The 16637-nt window shown below is 44.0% G+C and carries 14 protein-coding genes; 5 read left to right on the top strand and 9 right to left on the bottom strand.

Features of this window, described 5'->3' with window-relative positions; all coding sequences use genetic code 11:
• Nucleotides 1–298 precede the first annotated feature (298 nt).
• Complete coding sequence (locus tag TY16_RS06230) at nt 299–1159, bottom strand: nucleotidyltransferase-like protein (RefSeq protein WP_043930952.1); 861 nt, start codon at nt 1157–1159, stop codon at nt 299–301.
• A 145-nt stretch (nt 1160–1304) separates the two neighbouring features.
• Here TY16_RS06230 and TY16_RS06225 point away from each other — a divergent pair, with 145 nt between their 5' ends.
• The gene (locus tag TY16_RS06225; RefSeq protein ID WP_043930951.1) at nt 1305–1655 is read left to right on the top strand and encodes a YgzB family protein; all 351 of its coding nucleotides are present in this window, start codon (nt 1305–1307) and stop codon (nt 1653–1655) included.
• A 70-nt stretch (nt 1656–1725) separates the two neighbouring features.
• Here the strand turns inward: TY16_RS06225 and perR are convergent, their stop codons facing one another.
• The 8 genes from perR to TY16_RS06185 all read right to left on the bottom strand — a co-directional run bounded on the left by perR (nt 1726) and on the right by TY16_RS06185 (nt 7929).
• Nucleotides 1726–2166, bottom strand: coding sequence for a peroxide-responsive transcriptional repressor PerR (perR, locus tag TY16_RS06220; protein WP_043930949.1), 441 nt, complete (start codon nt 2164–2166; stop codon nt 1726–1728).
• Between the two features lie 116 nt (nt 2167–2282).
• On the bottom strand, nt 2283–2834 hold the full coding sequence (locus TY16_RS06215) for a cob(I)yrinic acid a,c-diamide adenosyltransferase (protein ID WP_043930947.1): 552 nt from the start codon (nt 2832–2834) through the stop codon (nt 2283–2285).
• A gap of 2 nt (nt 2835–2836) precedes the next feature.
• Nucleotides 2837–3787 (bottom strand): D-2-hydroxyacid dehydrogenase, encoded by a 951-nt coding sequence (locus TY16_RS06210; RefSeq protein ID WP_043930946.1) that lies wholly within the window; start codon nt 3785–3787, stop codon nt 2837–2839.
• 329 nt (nt 3788–4116) lie between these two features.
• A complete protein-coding gene (bcp, locus tag TY16_RS06205) occupies nt 4117–4584 on the bottom strand; it encodes a thioredoxin-dependent thiol peroxidase (protein WP_043930944.1) in 468 nt (155 codons plus the stop codon).
• A gap of 274 nt (nt 4585–4858) precedes the next feature.
• Nucleotides 4859–5266, bottom strand: a complete 408-nt coding sequence (locus TY16_RS06200; protein ID WP_331281077.1) for a potassium channel family protein — start codon at nt 5264–5266, stop codon at nt 4859–4861.
• 58 nt (nt 5267–5324) lie between these two features.
• Complete coding sequence (locus TY16_RS06195) at nt 5325–6110, bottom strand: ABC transporter permease (RefSeq protein ID WP_043930943.1); 786 nt, start codon at nt 6108–6110, stop codon at nt 5325–5327.
• Between the two features lie 2 nt (nt 6111–6112).
• Nucleotides 6113–6904, bottom strand: coding sequence for an ABC transporter permease (locus TY16_RS06190; protein WP_043930941.1), 792 nt, complete (start codon nt 6902–6904; stop codon nt 6113–6115).
• A gap of 11 nt (nt 6905–6915) precedes the next feature.
• Complete coding sequence (locus TY16_RS06185) at nt 6916–7929, bottom strand: ABC transporter ATP-binding protein (protein ID WP_043930939.1); 1014 nt, start codon at nt 7927–7929, stop codon at nt 6916–6918.
• A 558-nt stretch (nt 7930–8487) separates the two neighbouring features.
• Between TY16_RS06185 and TY16_RS06175 the strand changes: the two genes are divergently transcribed.
• The 4 genes from TY16_RS06175 to TY16_RS06160 all read left to right on the top strand — a co-directional run bounded on the left by TY16_RS06175 (nt 8488) and on the right by TY16_RS06160 (nt 16575).
• A complete protein-coding gene (locus tag TY16_RS06175) occupies nt 8488–9783 on the top strand; it encodes a glutamate-1-semialdehyde 2,1-aminomutase (protein ID WP_043930937.1) in 1296 nt (431 codons plus the stop codon).
• A gap of 301 nt (nt 9784–10084) precedes the next feature.
• The gene (locus tag TY16_RS06170) at nt 10085–14554 is read left to right on the top strand and encodes a glutamate synthase-related protein (protein WP_043930936.1); all 4470 of its coding nucleotides are present in this window, start codon (nt 10085–10087) and stop codon (nt 14552–14554) included.
• Between the two features lie 386 nt (nt 14555–14940).
• The gene (locus TY16_RS06165) at nt 14941–15288 is read left to right on the top strand and encodes a hypothetical protein (RefSeq protein ID WP_043930935.1); all 348 of its coding nucleotides are present in this window, start codon (nt 14941–14943) and stop codon (nt 15286–15288) included.
• Between the two features lie 207 nt (nt 15289–15495).
• The gene (locus TY16_RS06160; RefSeq protein ID WP_043930934.1) at nt 15496–16575 is read left to right on the top strand and encodes an FUSC family protein; all 1080 of its coding nucleotides are present in this window, start codon (nt 15496–15498) and stop codon (nt 16573–16575) included.
• Nucleotides 16576–16637: the final 62 nt, after the last annotated feature.

Below are 16637 nucleotides of genomic sequence, written 5' to 3'. Positions count from 1 at the left end.
TTAGCTCATAAAGTTACGTTGGCTGATGGCCGAAGCCATCAAAATATTATTGTTTGTTGACGCTTGTTTGTTTAGTTTTCAAAGAGCAATTTGTTTCACTGTCGCGTTCAGGCGACTTTATTAATATATCATGGCTTCAAGGTTGTGTCAACAACCTTTTTTTCAACCGCCGTCTGCGAAGAAATGAAGTGTGTTTCGCAGCGACGGATATAAATATAACAAGTATCTGAAGAAAGGTCAATAGCTTTTATTACTTTTTTGAAATAATTTTTTGTTCTCTTATTTAATGCTCGATTATTCATACTTGATAGTAGCGATGATACAATCCCTGTCCTTTTGTTTCAACTTCAATTGACCTGATAATTTGTTTTTCAACAAGGTATTCAAGCAGAACACTTAAATCAACTGAGTAATGGCTTAACTCTTCATTGCTCATCGCCTCACCAATTGACCAAGTTTCCTTTTTATTTAATATATTTAGCAAGTGTTCCACCGCTCCCCTCGTCCTGGAATGAATGAGAAACTCGCTAGCAAGAAAAAGCAACTCCAGTCTCTTATCAATGGATTCCTCACTTGTAATAAGCTCTTCGTAAAGTTTGAATAGCTCAGGATCGATTTGCTTCACTTGATTCCAGAGGGTTAATTCTGGATGGAATCCATTTTCAATGACGGCCAGCCTGGCAAGATGGTGCAGGGAGTGAACGACATGATTATATGCATCGAGGTATTGGCCGTTATCAAAGAACGCCTTCCCGTCTAAATATCGGCGAATTAATTTTGCAAATTCAATCCCCATTTTCAGCTTCCGTCCATAGAAAGGAAAATCCCTGAATTCTGTTAAAAGGTTAGCAACGAAGTCGTTTCGGTCAAAAACAACCTTGGCAGCATAAAGCCATTCGAATATCTTTCTATTTGTCCCCAACAGCATCCATTCTCTCAATCGCGCTTCGGTTACTATATGAAGAGCAGCTTTCTTATCATGGTATGAATAATGCTTTATCATAATTGGTTCTTCAGATTGACTTGTAATCACGAGGAGAATCGCATCAAAAAAATCAGTTGCAGGACTGAACCTTTGATTTTTCTCTACCACTAGAATTCCCAATGTATTAGCTTGGCTTGCCCTCTCCTGATACACGGGGCGTAATATATCTTCCATTTTAAGTTCCTCCAAAATCATTATAGCTATAGTTTCGACAATAATTTTGTTTTTTCCTTCTTCATTTTTCAGTTAAACCACATACTCCCCCAAGTTCCTTTCCAAGTCTTTGTGTGCTATAGTTAAAAATCGGGAGGGGTAATGAATGGGCAAGTATTCAAGTAAAATAAATAAAATCCGAACTTTTGCTCTTAGCCTGATTTTTATAGGCTTCGTTGTTATGTATTTCGGTATCTTCTTTCGAAACCATCCGTTGGTCATGACGATTTTCATGCTTCTTGGCTTCTTTTGTATCATTGCAAGCACAGTAGTTTATTTTTGGATTGGTATGCTTTCAACAAAAACTGTACAAGTTGTTTGCCCGAATTGCGGGAAGCACACAAAAATACTCGGCAGGGTTGACATGTGCATGTATTGCCGCGAGCCGCTAACTTTGGACCGGGATCTAGAAGGCAAGGAATTTGATGAGTCTTATAATAGAAAAACACGTTCTTGATTTTTTTGCTAACTAAAAAGGAAAGCGCCCAAGGGAATTCCCATTGGGCGCTTTTTTTGAATCAAATCGATTAATGAGCTTCCTTAGCGGAACATTCAGGACAATCTCCGTAAATTTCCATCCGATGGTGTCCAACCTTGAATCCAGTCACATGAGAAGCCAGATGTTCCACTTCATCAAGGCCAGGATAATGAAAATCAACTATTTTATTGCACTTTTCACAAATTACATGATAGTGGTCGGTTGTCCTAAAATCAAATCGGGCTGAGGCATCCCCATAAGTGAGCTCCTTGACAAGTCCAACTTCCTTAAAGACACGAAGGTTATTGTAGACTGTGGCAACGCTCATATTAGGGAATTTCCCTTCCAATGCTTTATAGATATCGTCTGCAGTAGGGTGCGACATGGAGTTAATTAAGAATTCTAATATCGCATGACGTTGAGGAGTCATTCTCACACCGGTTTCCTTCAACACTTCCAACGCTTCCTTTAACTGTTCAGGCACCGCCATGCACCTCTTTTCAATAAATAAATTATTACATTATAATTGTTATAATTAGTTTAAGACCTATAAGTCTATTTTGTCAATACACCTGCTTATTTACTGGGTTAAATATGATTTCCAAATCATTCCTGATGAAGATTTTTCTCTTCAGCTCCCAGTTTGTAATTTACAAATCGAGCCGTCACAAATAGCATGTCAGAAAGGCGGTTTAAATATGAGAAAACCAAAGGATTTACAGAGTCACCGAGGGATACGGCTATCCGTTCGGCGCGTCTAACCACTGTTCTGGCAACATGGAAAGCTGCCCCCGCTGGATGCCCACCCGGAAGGATAAATGTAGTAAGCTGCGGCAAAGTTGAATCCCATTCATCAATTTGCTTCTCCATTTCATTTAAATCCTCCACACTTATCTTCCACTTCACCTCTTTACCTTCAGGCGTTGCCAATTCTGCTCCAACATGAAAAAGCTGTGTCTGGATTTTGTGATAGACTTCATCTACAGTTTCCTTACCAGGAAAAAACTCGTTCTTTAGATAAGAAAGTGCCAGTCCAATTACAGTGTTTGCTTCGTCACAGGTTCCATACGCTTCAACTCTCGCATCATTTTTATTAACCCTGCTTCCGTATATTAGTGATGTAGTTCCCTTGTCGCCGGACTTAGTATAAATTTTCATATTTAATATCCCCTTTTTAAATTAATTAAATTGATGTAATTATTCTCGTTATTACAATATACAAAGAGGTTGTGTTCAAAAATCTCGAAAGAGCGAGGAAGATAGTGCTGTGTAATACTTGATAAGTGCGGTGTCACTGTAATATTTTCCATTTGCCAAAATGGATGCCCTTTTGGCAACGGCTCCTTCTCAAATACATCAAGATAGGCATGAGCAATTACATTTTCCTGCATAACTTTAAGAATTGTCCCCTCTTCAACCAGATCACCCCTGCCAATATTGATGAAAGCAGCTGAAGGCTTCATCATCCTGAAATGCCGTTCCGTCAGCAAGTATCTAGTTTCACCTGTGCTTGGTAGAACAGAAACAATAAAATCAGCCCTTGAAATGTATTTATCAAGATTTGAAAAAGTGTCTGTGACATCCGCATCCTCGTGTGGCCTGCCGCTACGATTAATGCCAGTGACCTTCATTCGGAACGCTTTTGAAAGACGGGCAATTTCTCCCCCTATTGCCCCAATCCCTAGAATAAGGACATGTTTGTCGGCCAATTCTCCCACTTTAACTTTGCGATTCCAATCTTCAAGCTGTTCATTCCTAAGGATTTCCGGGAATTTTTTTATATGTTGCAGCATGGTTCCGAGTGTAAACTCAGCCATTGGGATTTTATGAATTCCCCTGGCATTTGTAACAACGATCCCCTTCTTTTCACATGCCTCAAAAGGCATCCTTTCCATCCCAGCAGACATAATCATAATCCACTTCAGATTCTGTGCCATATGTATATAGTCTTCGTTTAAATCTTCTCCATATGTAACAATAACCTCCGCTTCTATAAGTTCCTTCCCTGCCGCATCTGGCCCTTTTGCATAGTGAAAGCTTATCTTTGGAAAATTTACCTTCAGTTGGTCCCTTAGTTTCTCGGGTGGAATAAACGTAAACAATATTTTCATAGTAACAACCCCTACAATAATAAATAATCTGTATTTTCTTAAATCATACCACCTCACCCGTGTTTCTTAAAAATTCTAGCAATTAAAAAGAGGACCGGAAGTCCGGTCCTTTAAAAGGATATCTGAGGAGGTATGCCCTAATATAATGTATTCCACCGTTGTTTAATTGCATGGACAGTAGCCTTTATCAAGAAAAATAGGCATATACAAACAAGAATTCCTCTGGTCCTAAAATCCCCCGAGGAATTCCTTTGTCTTTCATATTGCTGAACTGAACTTTCAGTAACGCACTTATTTTCAGCTTTGTCCCGGTCATACATCGTTTTTAATTAAGAATTTAACCGGAGAAATTCAAGTGCTTCCTCAACGTGCCCCTTTACCTTTACAGCGCGCCATTCCTTGGCAATTCTACCTTGTTCATCAATAACAAACGTGCTTCGTTCGATACCCATATATTCCTTGCCAAAGTTCTTTTTTAGTTTCCAGACTTCGTATGCTTCGGCAACTTTATGGTCAGTATCGGCCAGAAGCAAAAAGGGAAGGCCATGTTTCTCGGAAAATTTCTGATGGCGTTCGACAGGATCGGGACTTATGCCGATAATAACGGCATTGGCATCCTCAAAACTTTTATGATGATCCCTGAAGTCACACGCTTCAGTCGTACACCCTGGTGTCATGTCCTTTGGGTAAAAATAAAGCACTACATTTTTGCCTCTGAAATCAGACAGTGCTACTGTCTCCCCGTTCCCAGCCGGCAGACTGAAGTCTGGTGCCGGTAAGCCTGGTTGGATTGCCATGTAACTCACTCCTATGTATATGTCTTAATTTTAGCCTATCCAATTCTTTGGCGTAGCACAACTGAGATGCTCTCCGTAAAGCGTTGGCCAATCAGAAAAGCGCAAGCGCCTTGCTCAGCGCCGTATGGACTGGAGGGCCTCGAAGGAGATAAAGGAAACACGATGAGCGCTAGCGAATCGATGTTGACTTATCGTAACGAGGGGACCGAAGTTCACTAGGCGCTAGGCGCTGGAGCTAGACAGTTCATAAAAAAAGAAAGGGGTTAATTCGAACTTATTTTTCCCAGTCCATGACAGCTTTTGCGACAAAGGCCGCCGGGATGGTGTAGCCGATCAGTGCTTCGAGGATGGCAATCCACCTGCCTGCGCCGAGTGGCACAACATCGCCGGGGCCAACCGAGAATAGGGTCATGGCACTGAAGTAAATGGAGGATTCTGCTTGATGAATGAACTGTTTTGAAGCAGCATGTGGATCTGCGAGGACGGGTTCTGCATAGAGGCCGAGCAATAAGTAAATCATTCCAAAACCAACGAGCACTGTAAAATAAATCATCCCTAGAAATAGGAAGTTTTCAAACGATACAATCCTGCCTCTAACCTGGTTCGGTGTAAATAGTGTTTTGAGGCTCATGAACAGGCAAAAGCTTGTTCCAGCCAATAAAAAATAAAACAAATCGCCCACCACCCGCTTATGTTTGTCCATTCTAACTATATGCGGGTATGGCGGACTGTATTAGTTGTTAATTTCCGGCACCTCTGTATTTCTTTACTCCCTGATTCCAAAGCAGGACAGAGACTGCGAAAAAGATAATTCCCATGAGCGGTGTCAGGAACGCGTAGCCAAACCATTCCTCCCTGCCAAGGAAGTATGCGGCTGGGTACACGCCAACGAAAGCAAATGGCAAAATCCAGGTGAGGACGAAGCGGATGGCTTTATTATAAATATCTACCGGGTATCTTCCGTAGTTTCCAATATTGTACATCATTGGCATGATCGAGGTCTTTGCATCGGCCCAGAAGCTGATGCAGGCAAGCATTACGAAGACGCCTCCATAAATGAGTGCCCCTCCGGCCACAAACAGCAGGAAGATGAGCACATCATACCAGACAAGTTCAAGGCCGAGGTTCTGTCCGGCATACCACATGACGGCTATCCCTGTCACTGCTCCAAAGAGGGCTTCCAATTCAAGCCGTTCAAGAATGATCTGGAACAGGCTATGAATCGGCCGAGTCAAGATCCGGTCAAGCTCCCCTTTTACGATGTACCGCTCATTAAAATCCCATATATTAAAAAAAGCCGAAAAGACAGCATATGGAACAAGAAAGAATCCATATATAAAGATAATTTCATCTCTTGTCCAGCCGTTTAAGAGCGATGTATGGCCAAAAACGACAAGGATGAAAATGAAATTGACAGCCTGGGACAGCAGGTCCGAAAAAATTTCTACAACCAGATCAGCCCTGTACTGAAGCCGGGTTTTCATATATTGTCCCGCATACTGAAAAAACATTGATCCGTAAAACATGGTCAGCCCCCCTGGATAATAAGCTGTTTTTTCGCCAGCTGCCACAAAATATAAATTGGTACAAGCAGGATGAGGACCCATACTGCTTGCTGAAGCAGTGCTTCAACTACCTGGCTGCCGGTGAAACCCTTAGTCACTATCATGCTCGGAATATAGCTGATTCCCTGGAATGGCAAGTATTTCATGATTTCTTGAGCCCAGCCTGGAAAGAAGCTCATCGGCAGGAGCAGTCCGGAAAATAGATCGATGACAACCCGCTTCGCCCGAATCAGGCCGGCATTATTATATAAGAAGAAAGTCGTGATACCTGTCAGCAAATTGATTTGTGTGTTGATCAGAAAACTGAAGGTTATGGATACTGCAAACAGCCCCCAGATTACCGGATCAAGCGGCAGCCTGACTGGGAAAATAAGCATAACAATGATCATTCCGGGTACCGAGAAAAAGAAAAGGCGGAATATCCCTTCACCGAATCCCTGCATCATTTTCATCCCCAGGTAGCTGTATGGGCGGATCAGCTCGATCGCAACTTTCCCCTCCATGATTTCCTGCGCCATTTCCCGGTCAAGGTTATTGAAATAAAACGCCCTTGCCATCCAGGCGATAGCCACATACGTAGTCATTTGTCCTACCGACAGCCCCTGGATTTGGTCTTTCCCGCTATATATTGCCTCCCAAAGGAAATAGTAAGCACCGATATTGATGCTGTAAATTAGGATGCCTGTGTAGTAATTTGTCCTATAGGCAAGCATCATTAAAAAACGGATCCTTACCATTTCAAGGTATTTATCCATCTTACGCCCCCCTATGCTGAACCTTTTTCGTATATATTGCGAATGATTTCCTCAGTCGATGTTTCATTTATTTTTACATCTTTTACTTTGAGGACAGAAACCACCCGGGCGATGATCTGGGAGATGATTTCATCTACATCGTCCGTCTGCGCAGAGAATATTTGACCTTTTTCGTCCATTTCCCATTTAACTGGGAGTCCCGAGGTTAGATGCTGGAGCCTGGCCAAATCCGTTTGCTCGAGGAATTGGAATTGCAGTATCTTCCCTTCGCCCCATTTGTCCTTCAGGTTTTGAAGCGCGCCATCATAGATGATTTTTCCTTCATCCAGCATGACGACACGTTCACATAGAGCTTCGATATCAGTAAGATCATGAGTGGTTAATAAAATTGTCGTGTTATATTTTTCGTTTATTTCCTTTAGGAACTCCCGGATTTTCAGCTTCACAAGAACATCAAGCCCTATTGTCGGTTCATCAAGAAATAGGAGTGGCGGATTATGGATCAATGCGGCTGCAAGCTCACAGCGCATACGCTGACCCAGCGATAATTTCCGGACCGGTTTATCCAGGAGCGGGCCGAGATCCAAAGTCCTGATGACGTGTTCCATGTGGGAGTTATAATCCGCATCAGATACTTTGTAGACTTTTTTCAATAGCCTGAACGACTCCTGGACTGCGATATCCCACCATAGCTGGGAGCGCTGTCCAAAAACAACGCCGATTGTCTGGGTGAATTTTTCCCGTTCTTTATGTGGATTCATTCCATTTACGATGATTTTTCCTGACGTCGGGGTAAGGATACCCGTCAGCATTTTAATTGTTGTTGATTTTCCCGCACCGTTTTCACCTATATATCCAACCATTTCGCCTCGTTTGACAGTGAAGTTGATGTCATTGACGGCCGGAACTATTTTATAATTGCGTGTAAAGAGGTCTCTGAAGGCACCAGCCAGGCCGGACCTGCTCGAATACGCCTTGAATTCTTTGCGGAGACCTTCCACTACAATTGCATTTTCCTTGTCCATTTGCAATCCTCCTGAACATACACTCTAACCAAGTCAGTTTATCCATTTCCTTTTTCTAAAACAACTTTTATGTCTTTGGGAATGGCTGGGTTAGGTTTCCAGGCAGATTAGTTTAGTAGATTAATCTCTTGCTGCCGATTCATAATTAATCCACTAAATGGGGTTTCGTGGATTAATCTCTTGTTGACCACCTATGATTAATCCACTAAATGGGGTTGTCTGAATACAAACCCCGGTGGCATTATTCACCAAGACAGTATGCTTATCAATTAAGATAACGTTTGGATTTATTAGAACAAATTCCAATATAATGGAGAAGACAAACGCGTCCCATAGCAGAAAGTTTAAATCCAATAATTAGAACAAACGCTGCCCAAACCTGGTTGTGGACGAATAATGGTGTGATGCGCTCACCAGCGCTGCCGAACTGGGCGGCGTAGGCCATGCTTTACCGTCCTCTAGCGTCGGCCATACTCCACCGAAAAGGCTTCTGCGCTTTTTCCATATAAAAAACAGTGCTAGAATAATAACGTACTTACTACAGGAGGTTACTATAAAATGAACTTTACCAATTCGGAACGATTACATAGCGAGGCTCTTGAGCATATTGTTGGCGGTGTAAATAGTCCATCCCGTTCATACAAGGCTGTTGGCGGGGGAGCACCTGTTGTGATGGAGCGTGCGTCTGGCGCATATTTCTGGGATGTCGACGGCAATCAGTATATTGACTATTTGGCTGCTTATGGGCCGATTATTACAGGCCATGCCCATCCCCATATTACAGAGGCGATTAAAAAGGCAGCTGAGTCCGGTGTTTTGTATGGGACGCCGACTCCGCATGAAATTACTCTTGCGAAGATGCTTAAGGAAGCAATGCCGGGAATGGACAAAGTTCGGTTTGTGAACTCAGGTACTGAGGCTGTTATGACTACAATCCGTGTTGCCCGCGCATATACCGGGCGCGACAAGATTATTAAATTTGCGGGATGCTATCATGGCCATTCCGACCTGGTTCTCGTTGCTGCCGGTTCAGGCCCCTCGACACTTGGAACACCTGACTCTGCCGGGGTACCGAAGAGCATTGCCCAGGAAGTTATTACGGTTCCATTTAATGAAGTGGAGCCGTTGAAGGAAGCACTTGATAAATGGGGCAGCCAGGTTGCGGCAGTGATGATTGAACCAATTGTCGGCAACTTTGGGATTGTCGAGCCAAAACCTGGCTTCCTCGAGCAGGTTAAGGAACTCACCCATGAGGCGGGAGCTCTGTTAATTTTTGATGAAGTAATTACAGCCTTCCGTTTTGCTTATGGAGGTGCTCAGGATATTCTCGGGATTACTCCTGATTTGACCGCGCTTGGTAAAATCATTGGCGGCGGACTCCCTATTGGGGCTTATGGCGGCAAACAGGAAATCATGGAAAAGGTTGCACCGCTTGGCCCTGCGTATCAAGCCGGCACGATGGCAGGAAACCCAGCTTCGATGCTATCAGGAATTGCCTGCCTTGAAGTTTTGAAGCAGGACGGGGTATACGAGTATCTTGACCGGCTCGGTGCGATGCTTGAAGATGGAATCCTGGGTTCTGCAGCAAAATATAATGTCCCGATTACGATTAATAGGCTAAAAGGAGCACTGACAGTATATTTTACAACAGAAAAAGTTCAGAATTATGAGCAGGCGGAGAATACCGATGGCGAGATGTTTGCGCGATTCTTTAAGCTGATGCTGAATCAAGGAATTAATCTGGCTCCTTCCAAGTATGAAGCATGGTTCGTTACGATTGCCCATACAGAAGAGGATATTGAAGCAACGCTCCATGCAGTCGATAACGCGTTTTATTCACTTATGAGCGAATAAATATACATTTTTTATGCAGCAGCCAGGGAGGGGAATTTCTGGCTGCTTTAATAATTTTTATTGAAAACGCTTACACGTTACTATCTTAGTGCTTATTTCACTAAATTGTAATGGATTTTACATCCAAAAGTTTGCATAATTATTTGAATATTGAATATTCGTGTGATAATATTAATCTATTATTTTTGTTTTCTGCACACCAGCCCTTCCCTATGAATGACCAGGAGACATTCTTATAGCCACAAAAAACTTGGCCAACACAAAACTGAACTCAGGAGGTGACTGGCTCACGCCGGACCCTATGTCAAAAATCTGGAGCCCTCATACTTTCAAGGATTTCCATAAGCACGAGCATGATGCCTGTGGCATTGTCGCCTGCATGGAAAAAAAACGCATTCCGACGAGAGAAAATATTTATGCTTGCATAGATGCACTTGTGACAATGAATCACCGCGCTGGCTTCATTAATGGTGAAGGTGATGGAACAGGCATCCACATTGACATCCCTCGTTCCCTATGGAAGGAAAAGCTTACCGCTTCAGGAGCCGACCCGTTGCTTGCTGATAGACCTGATTTATCTATTGGCCACATATTTATTAGCAGAAAAGCAGATGCGGAGCTTGTGAAAAAAGATATTAAGATTTTGTTAGCAGCCAACAGCCTGAAGCTTGTTTTTGAAACCGATTCGGTAACGGACAGTTCAGCACTTGGCCCAATTGCCATCCAGGAGAATCCTGTCTTTTGGCAGATCGCATGTGTACCTGCTTCAGAGACTGCGAACCTGTCCCAGCTCCTTTTTAATTTGATCGTAACAATCGAGAAAAACCAACAAGTTCATGTTGCCTCATTTAGCCAGTACCACGCAGTTTACAAAGTTATGGGTGCCGGTGATATCCTCCCTCATTATTACAGTGATCTTGCAAGCCCGGTTGTTGCCTCGACGATGACCCTTGGCCATAACAGATATTCTACCAACACGCTTTCCAGTTTTTTTAGAGTCCAGCCCTTCAGTGTCCTTGGCCATAACGGTGAAATAAATACCATTGCAAAATTGCGCGAGGAAGCGCTCCAGATTGGCGTGCCGCTTGTTCATGAAGGAAGCGACTCCCAAGATTTGAGCAGGACAATTGAAACCTTGATTTGCAGAGACAACTATACTCTTTTCGAAGCAATGGATGTTCTTTTCCCGCCAATCATTAATGAAATAAAAGCATACCCATCCCATCTTCAGGATTTATATGTATATATCCGCGAAGCCTGGGGACATTTTGCCCAGGGTCCGGCCGGAATTATTTCACGATTTGCCGATGAGGCTGTCTTCAGTGTCGATGCTCTCGGCCTGAGGCCGCTTTGGATGCTTGAGACCGAAAGCTCCTTCTTGTTTTCTTCCGAACCCGGGATTCTTCCAACAAGCGAGTATGTAAGCGATCCGAAACCTCTTGGGCCAGGAGAAAAGGTTGGCTTAAAGTGGAACGGAGACACTCTGAATGTATATTGGCAGCCTGACTATCAGCAGGAAGTGTATGAGCGTTTTTCGAAACGCGTGAGCCTTGATGGTTCTCAGGCAAGAATCAATGTGCCTGTCCTGCCTAAAACAATTATTGTTACCTATCCGGATAAAATCCACAATGGACAGTATAAGGCATTTGGATGGGAACGCGACCATATTCAGCTTATCGAGCAGATGGCTGAAAAAGGTATTGAGCCGATCAGGTCGCTTGGCCATGACGCACCGCTTGCTGCCTTGAACCCTGAAAGAAAGAATATTGCCGACTATATAAAGGAAAGTGTCGCAGTGGTCACAAATCCTGCAATTGACCGGGACCGGGAAACGGAACACTTTTCTACCCGTGTCATTGTTGGCAGACGCCCTTCCCTTATCCATTCCGAGGCTGCGGGAACTATTCTTGAACTACTTTCACCGATAGTGATTGAAGGCAAGGAAGGGTTGGATTGCTCCGATGAGACTGGACAGCCCAGCTTTGATCAGATTACAGCCTTTTATCGTGAAAAAGGGCTTGCTTTCCATATTCCTGCCACCCTTCAGAAGCAGGAAGACATTGAGGGCGCGCTCCAGCGACTCTCGAATCTTGCTGTGGAAGCTGTCAAGGGCGGCAAAACATTGCTGATTGTGGATGATTCCCCAGCCCATGCAGACAATTCCTATTGGATTGACCCGCATCTGGCCATTTCAGCAGTCGACCAGGCACTAGCTCTCGCAGGCATGAGAAGAAATTGCTCGCTTTTGCTCAGGTCCGGGGCTATTCGTTCCTTGCATGACATTATTACTGCTTACGGCCTTGGAGCAGATTTGATTTCACCATACTATATGTTCCTAACTGTTTCGGATGGACAGACGAAGCCGATTTCCAATCTGTATAACGCGCTGATTAAAGGCCTTGAGAAAGTTGTATCGACTATTGGAATTCATGAGCTCCGCGGCTATGCACGGCTTTTCTCATCAATCGGGTTGAATCAGCATGTTGCCGACTATTTAAAAATAGTCAATTTCTTCGGGTCGAAGTCCCTAGAATCTGGTTTTGTTGAAATGAAGCAGGATACGATTCAGCGCGCTGCTGATTTCCAGAGTGATAAGGAACGGGTCGGCAAGACGTTCCATCTATTCCCGCGAATTTGGAAGGCAATCGGGGAAATGGCCCAGACCGGAAGCTATGATGTATATCGCGATAAAATATCAGAGCAGGAAGAAGCTAATCCGACGACGATTCGCCATTTGACCTCGTTGAAAAAGGCATCCAATCCCGTTTCACCAGCTGATGTCGATTTAAGTGTTGGTGACCACAGCCTTCCGTTTGTGATTGCCTCGATGTCGTTCGGTTCGCAAAATGAAACTGCTTTTCGTGCTTATGCTGAAGGTGCAGACCGTCTGAGTATGATCAGTATGAATGGTGAGGGCGGAGAAATTAAGGATATGCTTGGAAAATATCCAAGAACTCGCGGACAGCAGGTTGCATCTGGGCGATTCGGCGTCAATGCTGAGCTGCTCAATTCCTCGAACCTTCTTGAAATCAAGATTGGCCAGGGGGCAAAGCCAGGAGAAGGCGGCCATCTTCCTGGATCAAAGGTTACGGCAAAAATAGCCGAAGCCCGTAACGCAACAATCGGTTCGGATTTGATTTCACCTTCAAACAACCATGATATTTATTCGATTGAAGATCTTGCGCAAATGATTCTGGAATTGAAGACCGCCAATGACCAGGCACGGATTGCCGTAAAGGTGCCTGTTGTCCCAAATATCGGCACGATTGCTGTCGGCATCGCCAAGGCGGGCGCTGATATCATTACATTGAGCGGTTTCGACGGCGGAACAGGTGCAGCGAGGATCCATGCAATTCAGCATGTCGGCCTTCCGGTGGAAATTGGTGTTAAAGCGGCACATAACGCCCTGCTTGAAGCTGGTCTTCGTGATAAGGTGGAAATTTGGGCCGATGGCGGAATGAAAAGTGCCTCTGATATTCTGAAAGTTATGCTGCTTGGTGCAAATAGGATTGGCTTTGGAACTCTGTCCATGCTCGCAATCGGCTGTACAACCTGCCGTGGATGCCACCTTGATACCTGCCATGTTGGTATCGCAACGCAGATTGACTCTGAAGCCAAGGCAAAAGAGCATGGGCTTAGACGATTTGTCCCCCGCCAGTTTGATCTGGCCGTACAGGGCCTTATCAACCTGTTCACGGCATTTTCAGAAGAAGTAAAGGGTTTAGCAGCACAAGCTGGCATTAAAAGGCTCCAGGATTTTGTTGGCCGTTCCGATTTGCTTGAACAAACTAAGGGACTTAACAAGCTGGATCTGTCTTATCTGCTAAAACCATTGGAGATCAGCCAATTCAGCACACTGGAAGGCGCTGTATTACGGAACACCACTCAGCTTGAGGTTGCAGCAGGGGCTGAGTACCTGGATTCAAGCGTGGAACAGCTTCATACCTCAAGGGAATTCGCGTCCGTTACCTCTAACCAAAGGGTGTTGGGCAGTAGGGTTTCCTGTCACCGCGTCCGCGGACGCCTTGACGGTGCCTATAAAAAGCTCGCCAAGGTAAAGCTCGCGTACCGGAACGGTTCAATCCCTGGCAACGGGCTTGGCGCATATAACAGCGAGGGCATTGATATTGTAGTCAACGGCGGCGGCCAGGATGGTGTTGGAAAGACTTCCTTTGGCGGAAGCGTTGTAATTTTAAAAGAAAAAGGTAAGAACGGCAGCTATCTGAACGGGTCTGTTGGAAAAGGTTTCGGATATGGAGCCCAAAGGGGATTGTTAATTGCTCAGGGAACTGCTGACGCTCGCGCTGGTATTAGGCTTTCCGGTGCGGATATTCTAATCGGCGGACAGCTCGTGCAGCCATTGCCTGAAAAGGATGCCGGGAATGTTGGGGTCCATTCAACCATTAAGGGTTTTGCATTTGAGTATATGACGAATGGACGCGGCCTTGTACTGGGAGACCCTGGTCCATGGATTTGCGCCGGCATGACTGGCGGTGTTGTTTACCTCCGGCTCCAGCCTGAAATGGGGCTGACCGTCGATCGTCTGAAATCGCGGATTGCAAAAGGAGCTAATGTCTCCCTGCTCCCTCTTAATGAGACAGGAGTGAAGGATATCCAGGAGCTTCTAGGCACTTATCATTCTATCCTTCTCGATAATGGTCAGACTGAGGAAGCTGAAAAAATTGCTTCCCTCCTTTCTTCTCCTCAAGAAAATTTTGTCATGGTCTTGCCAGTCAAGGAACAGGCAGATCCATCTGTTTCGACGGAATAACTTTAATGTTTAGATAAGAATGAAGTATGCCCAGAGCCGTCTCTGGGCATTGCTTTCGTTTAAAAGCTTTTATTTAAGGAGAAGATAATTCTAGTAAAGTTGCGGGGCTTAGGCGGAAGAGAGCTTAAAGGTTATCACTCAGCCGCACCATTGGCCGAATAGGCTTCGAAGCGCTTTGAGCAAAATTGAACTTAACCTCTTCTAATAATACTCACGCCTTATTGCAAAAGGTAAAAATAGTACTTGATTGGCAGGATTATATGGATAATAAAATATAGACGTAAAACCGACATGATTTGTTCGACAGTTTGTGACATTCACTTTTCCTATTAACATAGTTTTTAAGTGATAATACAGGAAACCGGTACCAAAAGAAAGGGATTGCGATGAAAACCACACTAGGTGATATGCTGGAAAAACGCCCCGGGATGACTATGCTTCAGCTGAAGAAATCTCTTCAGCATTTTCAAAAAAGGGGAATTCTCTATATGGATGCAGAGCTTCTTACACTAGAACTTGACCAGTCCTTTTCTGTTTTTTATGCTCGCCATAGACGCAACGGTGCTCATACCGGTCCATTTCCTGTCCCGGCAGACAAATATAAACAGGATTATGATTTTAATTATCTTAAAGCTTTCTATCTTGATTATTATCGGAGACAGCCTGATGATTATGACCTTACCGGGCTTTCCATTGTAAGTGGAACAGAATTTATTTGGTATACAAAATCATAAATCATTGTATATTTTGATTAGGAGAAGGAGTGCTCATGCGCCCCTTCTTTTTATATAGAAATGTCTTTGTCCAAATCTATACGATTCATTTTTCCGCGAAACTCTCTTGCTTCCAATTCGTAAACAGGTTATAGTAACAGAATTGTTTAATGCAAATACAAAAGGTTTATAGTAGAGATAAAAGATGATTGAAAGGACTTTTTTAAAATGAAGTTAGGAGCCCGGATTTTAAAAACGGGAATATCCATTGTTCTCGCATTATTTCTTGCTGAATTACTGGACGTCCCTTCACCCGTTATGGCACCCATTGCTGCTATTTTCGCAGTCCAGCCAACCATATATCGCTCTTATCAATCCATACTCGAGCAGGTGCAGGGAAATTTTTTAGGGGCTTTGATGGCTACAGTATTCTATCTGCTTCTAGGCAACCATGTCGTGGTCATAGGACTTGCGGCTATCATTGTTATTACCTTGAACCTAAAGTTAAAGCTGGGGAATTCAACGGGATTGGCTCTAGTAACCTTAGTCTCCATCATGTATATGCCCGGAGATCAATTTATTCAGTTCGCTGCACTCAGGTTCGGAACCATTATGCTGGGGGTATTCTCGGCATTTATCGTAAACCTTGTGTTCCTGCCACCCCGGTATGAAAACAGACTGTACCATAAAATTTCGGACACAACCGAAGAGATTATTCGCTGGATTCGGCTTTCGACACGGAATGCATCCGATCACACCCTTTTAAAAACAGATATAGAAAAACTGAAGGATACGCTCCTTAAAATAGACCTCACTTACACGATGTATAAGGAGGAACGGAGTTATTTTAAACGGGATGATGCTGTTAAAGCACGGAAGCTTGTTATCTACAGACAAATGATTTCCACAGCTAGAAGGGCATTGGCAACACTCAACCGCCTACACCGCTTTGAAAATGAATATCTCGCCCTGCCGGATAAATTTCAGCAATCCGTGCAGGAACAGCTTGACTGCCTCATTACACTTCACGAACAGGTCATGCTAAAGTTCATTGGCAAGGTACGTCCATCGGCTGCAGCGGAAAATCCGATTCAATGTCTTGATAAAAAGGAAGTATTCCGCATGTTCATTTCAAGGCAGCGTGAATACGAAGAAGAGGATGACAACCATCTATATCACACAATGCAAATCATTTCCGCCATCCTTGATTATGATGAGCATGTCGAACACCTCGATACCCTTGTCACCAGCTTCCTCTCTTACCATAAGGAAGACAATGAAATAACAGTTGAAGAAACATTAGAATAAAGTTTCAACCAAAAAACCGGAATAGAGCTGTCGCTCCATTCCGGTTTTTCATTCAGCATCGT

This window comes from Bacillus sp. EB01 (assembly GCF_000613125.1).
In the GTDB taxonomy this organism is placed as follows: domain Bacteria; phylum Bacillota; class Bacilli; order Bacillales; family Cytobacillaceae; genus Bacillus_D.
This window is presented reverse-complemented; position numbering and strand designations above follow the sequence as displayed.

Bases quoted from the DNA above. Each gene is read 5' to 3' on its own strand.
- TY16_RS06230 (WP_043930952.1), bottom strand. From the start codon at position 1,159: ATGGAAGATATATTACGCCCCGTGTATCAGGAGAGGGCAAGCCAAGCT.
- TY16_RS06225 (WP_043930951.1), top strand. From the start codon at position 1,305: ATGGGCAAGTATTCAAGTAAAATAAATAAAATCCGAACTTTTGCTCTT.
- perR (WP_043930949.1), bottom strand. From the start codon at position 2,166: ATGGCGGTGCCTGAACAGTTAAAGGAAGCGTTGGAAGTGTTGAAGGAA.
- TY16_RS06215 (WP_043930947.1), bottom strand. From the start codon at position 2,834: ATGAAAATTTATACTAAGTCCGGCGACAAGGGAACTACATCACTAATA.
- TY16_RS06210 (WP_043930946.1), bottom strand. From the start codon at position 3,787: ATGAAAATATTGTTTACGTTTATTCCACCCGAGAAACTAAGGGACCAA.
- bcp (WP_043930944.1), bottom strand. From the start codon at position 4,584: ATGGCAATCCAACCAGGCTTACCGGCACCAGACTTCAGTCTGCCGGCT.
- TY16_RS06195 (WP_043930943.1), bottom strand. From the start codon at position 6,110: ATGTTTTACGGATCAATGTTTTTTCAGTATGCGGGACAATATATGAAA.
- TY16_RS06190 (WP_043930941.1), bottom strand. From the start codon at position 6,904: ATGGATAAATACCTTGAAATGGTAAGGATCCGTTTTTTAATGATGCTT.
- TY16_RS06185 (WP_043930939.1), bottom strand. From the start codon at position 7,929: ATGGACAAGGAAAATGCAATTGTAGTGGAAGGTCTCCGCAAAGAATTC.
- TY16_RS06175 (WP_043930937.1), top strand. From the start codon at position 8,488: ATGAACTTTACCAATTCGGAACGATTACATAGCGAGGCTCTTGAGCAT.
- TY16_RS06170 (WP_043930936.1), top strand. From the start codon at position 10,085: ATGTCAAAAATCTGGAGCCCTCATACTTTCAAGGATTTCCATAAGCAC.
- TY16_RS06165 (WP_043930935.1), top strand. From the start codon at position 14,941: ATGAAAACCACACTAGGTGATATGCTGGAAAAACGCCCCGGGATGACT.
- TY16_RS06160 (WP_043930934.1), top strand. From the start codon at position 15,496: ATGAAGTTAGGAGCCCGGATTTTAAAAACGGGAATATCCATTGTTCTC.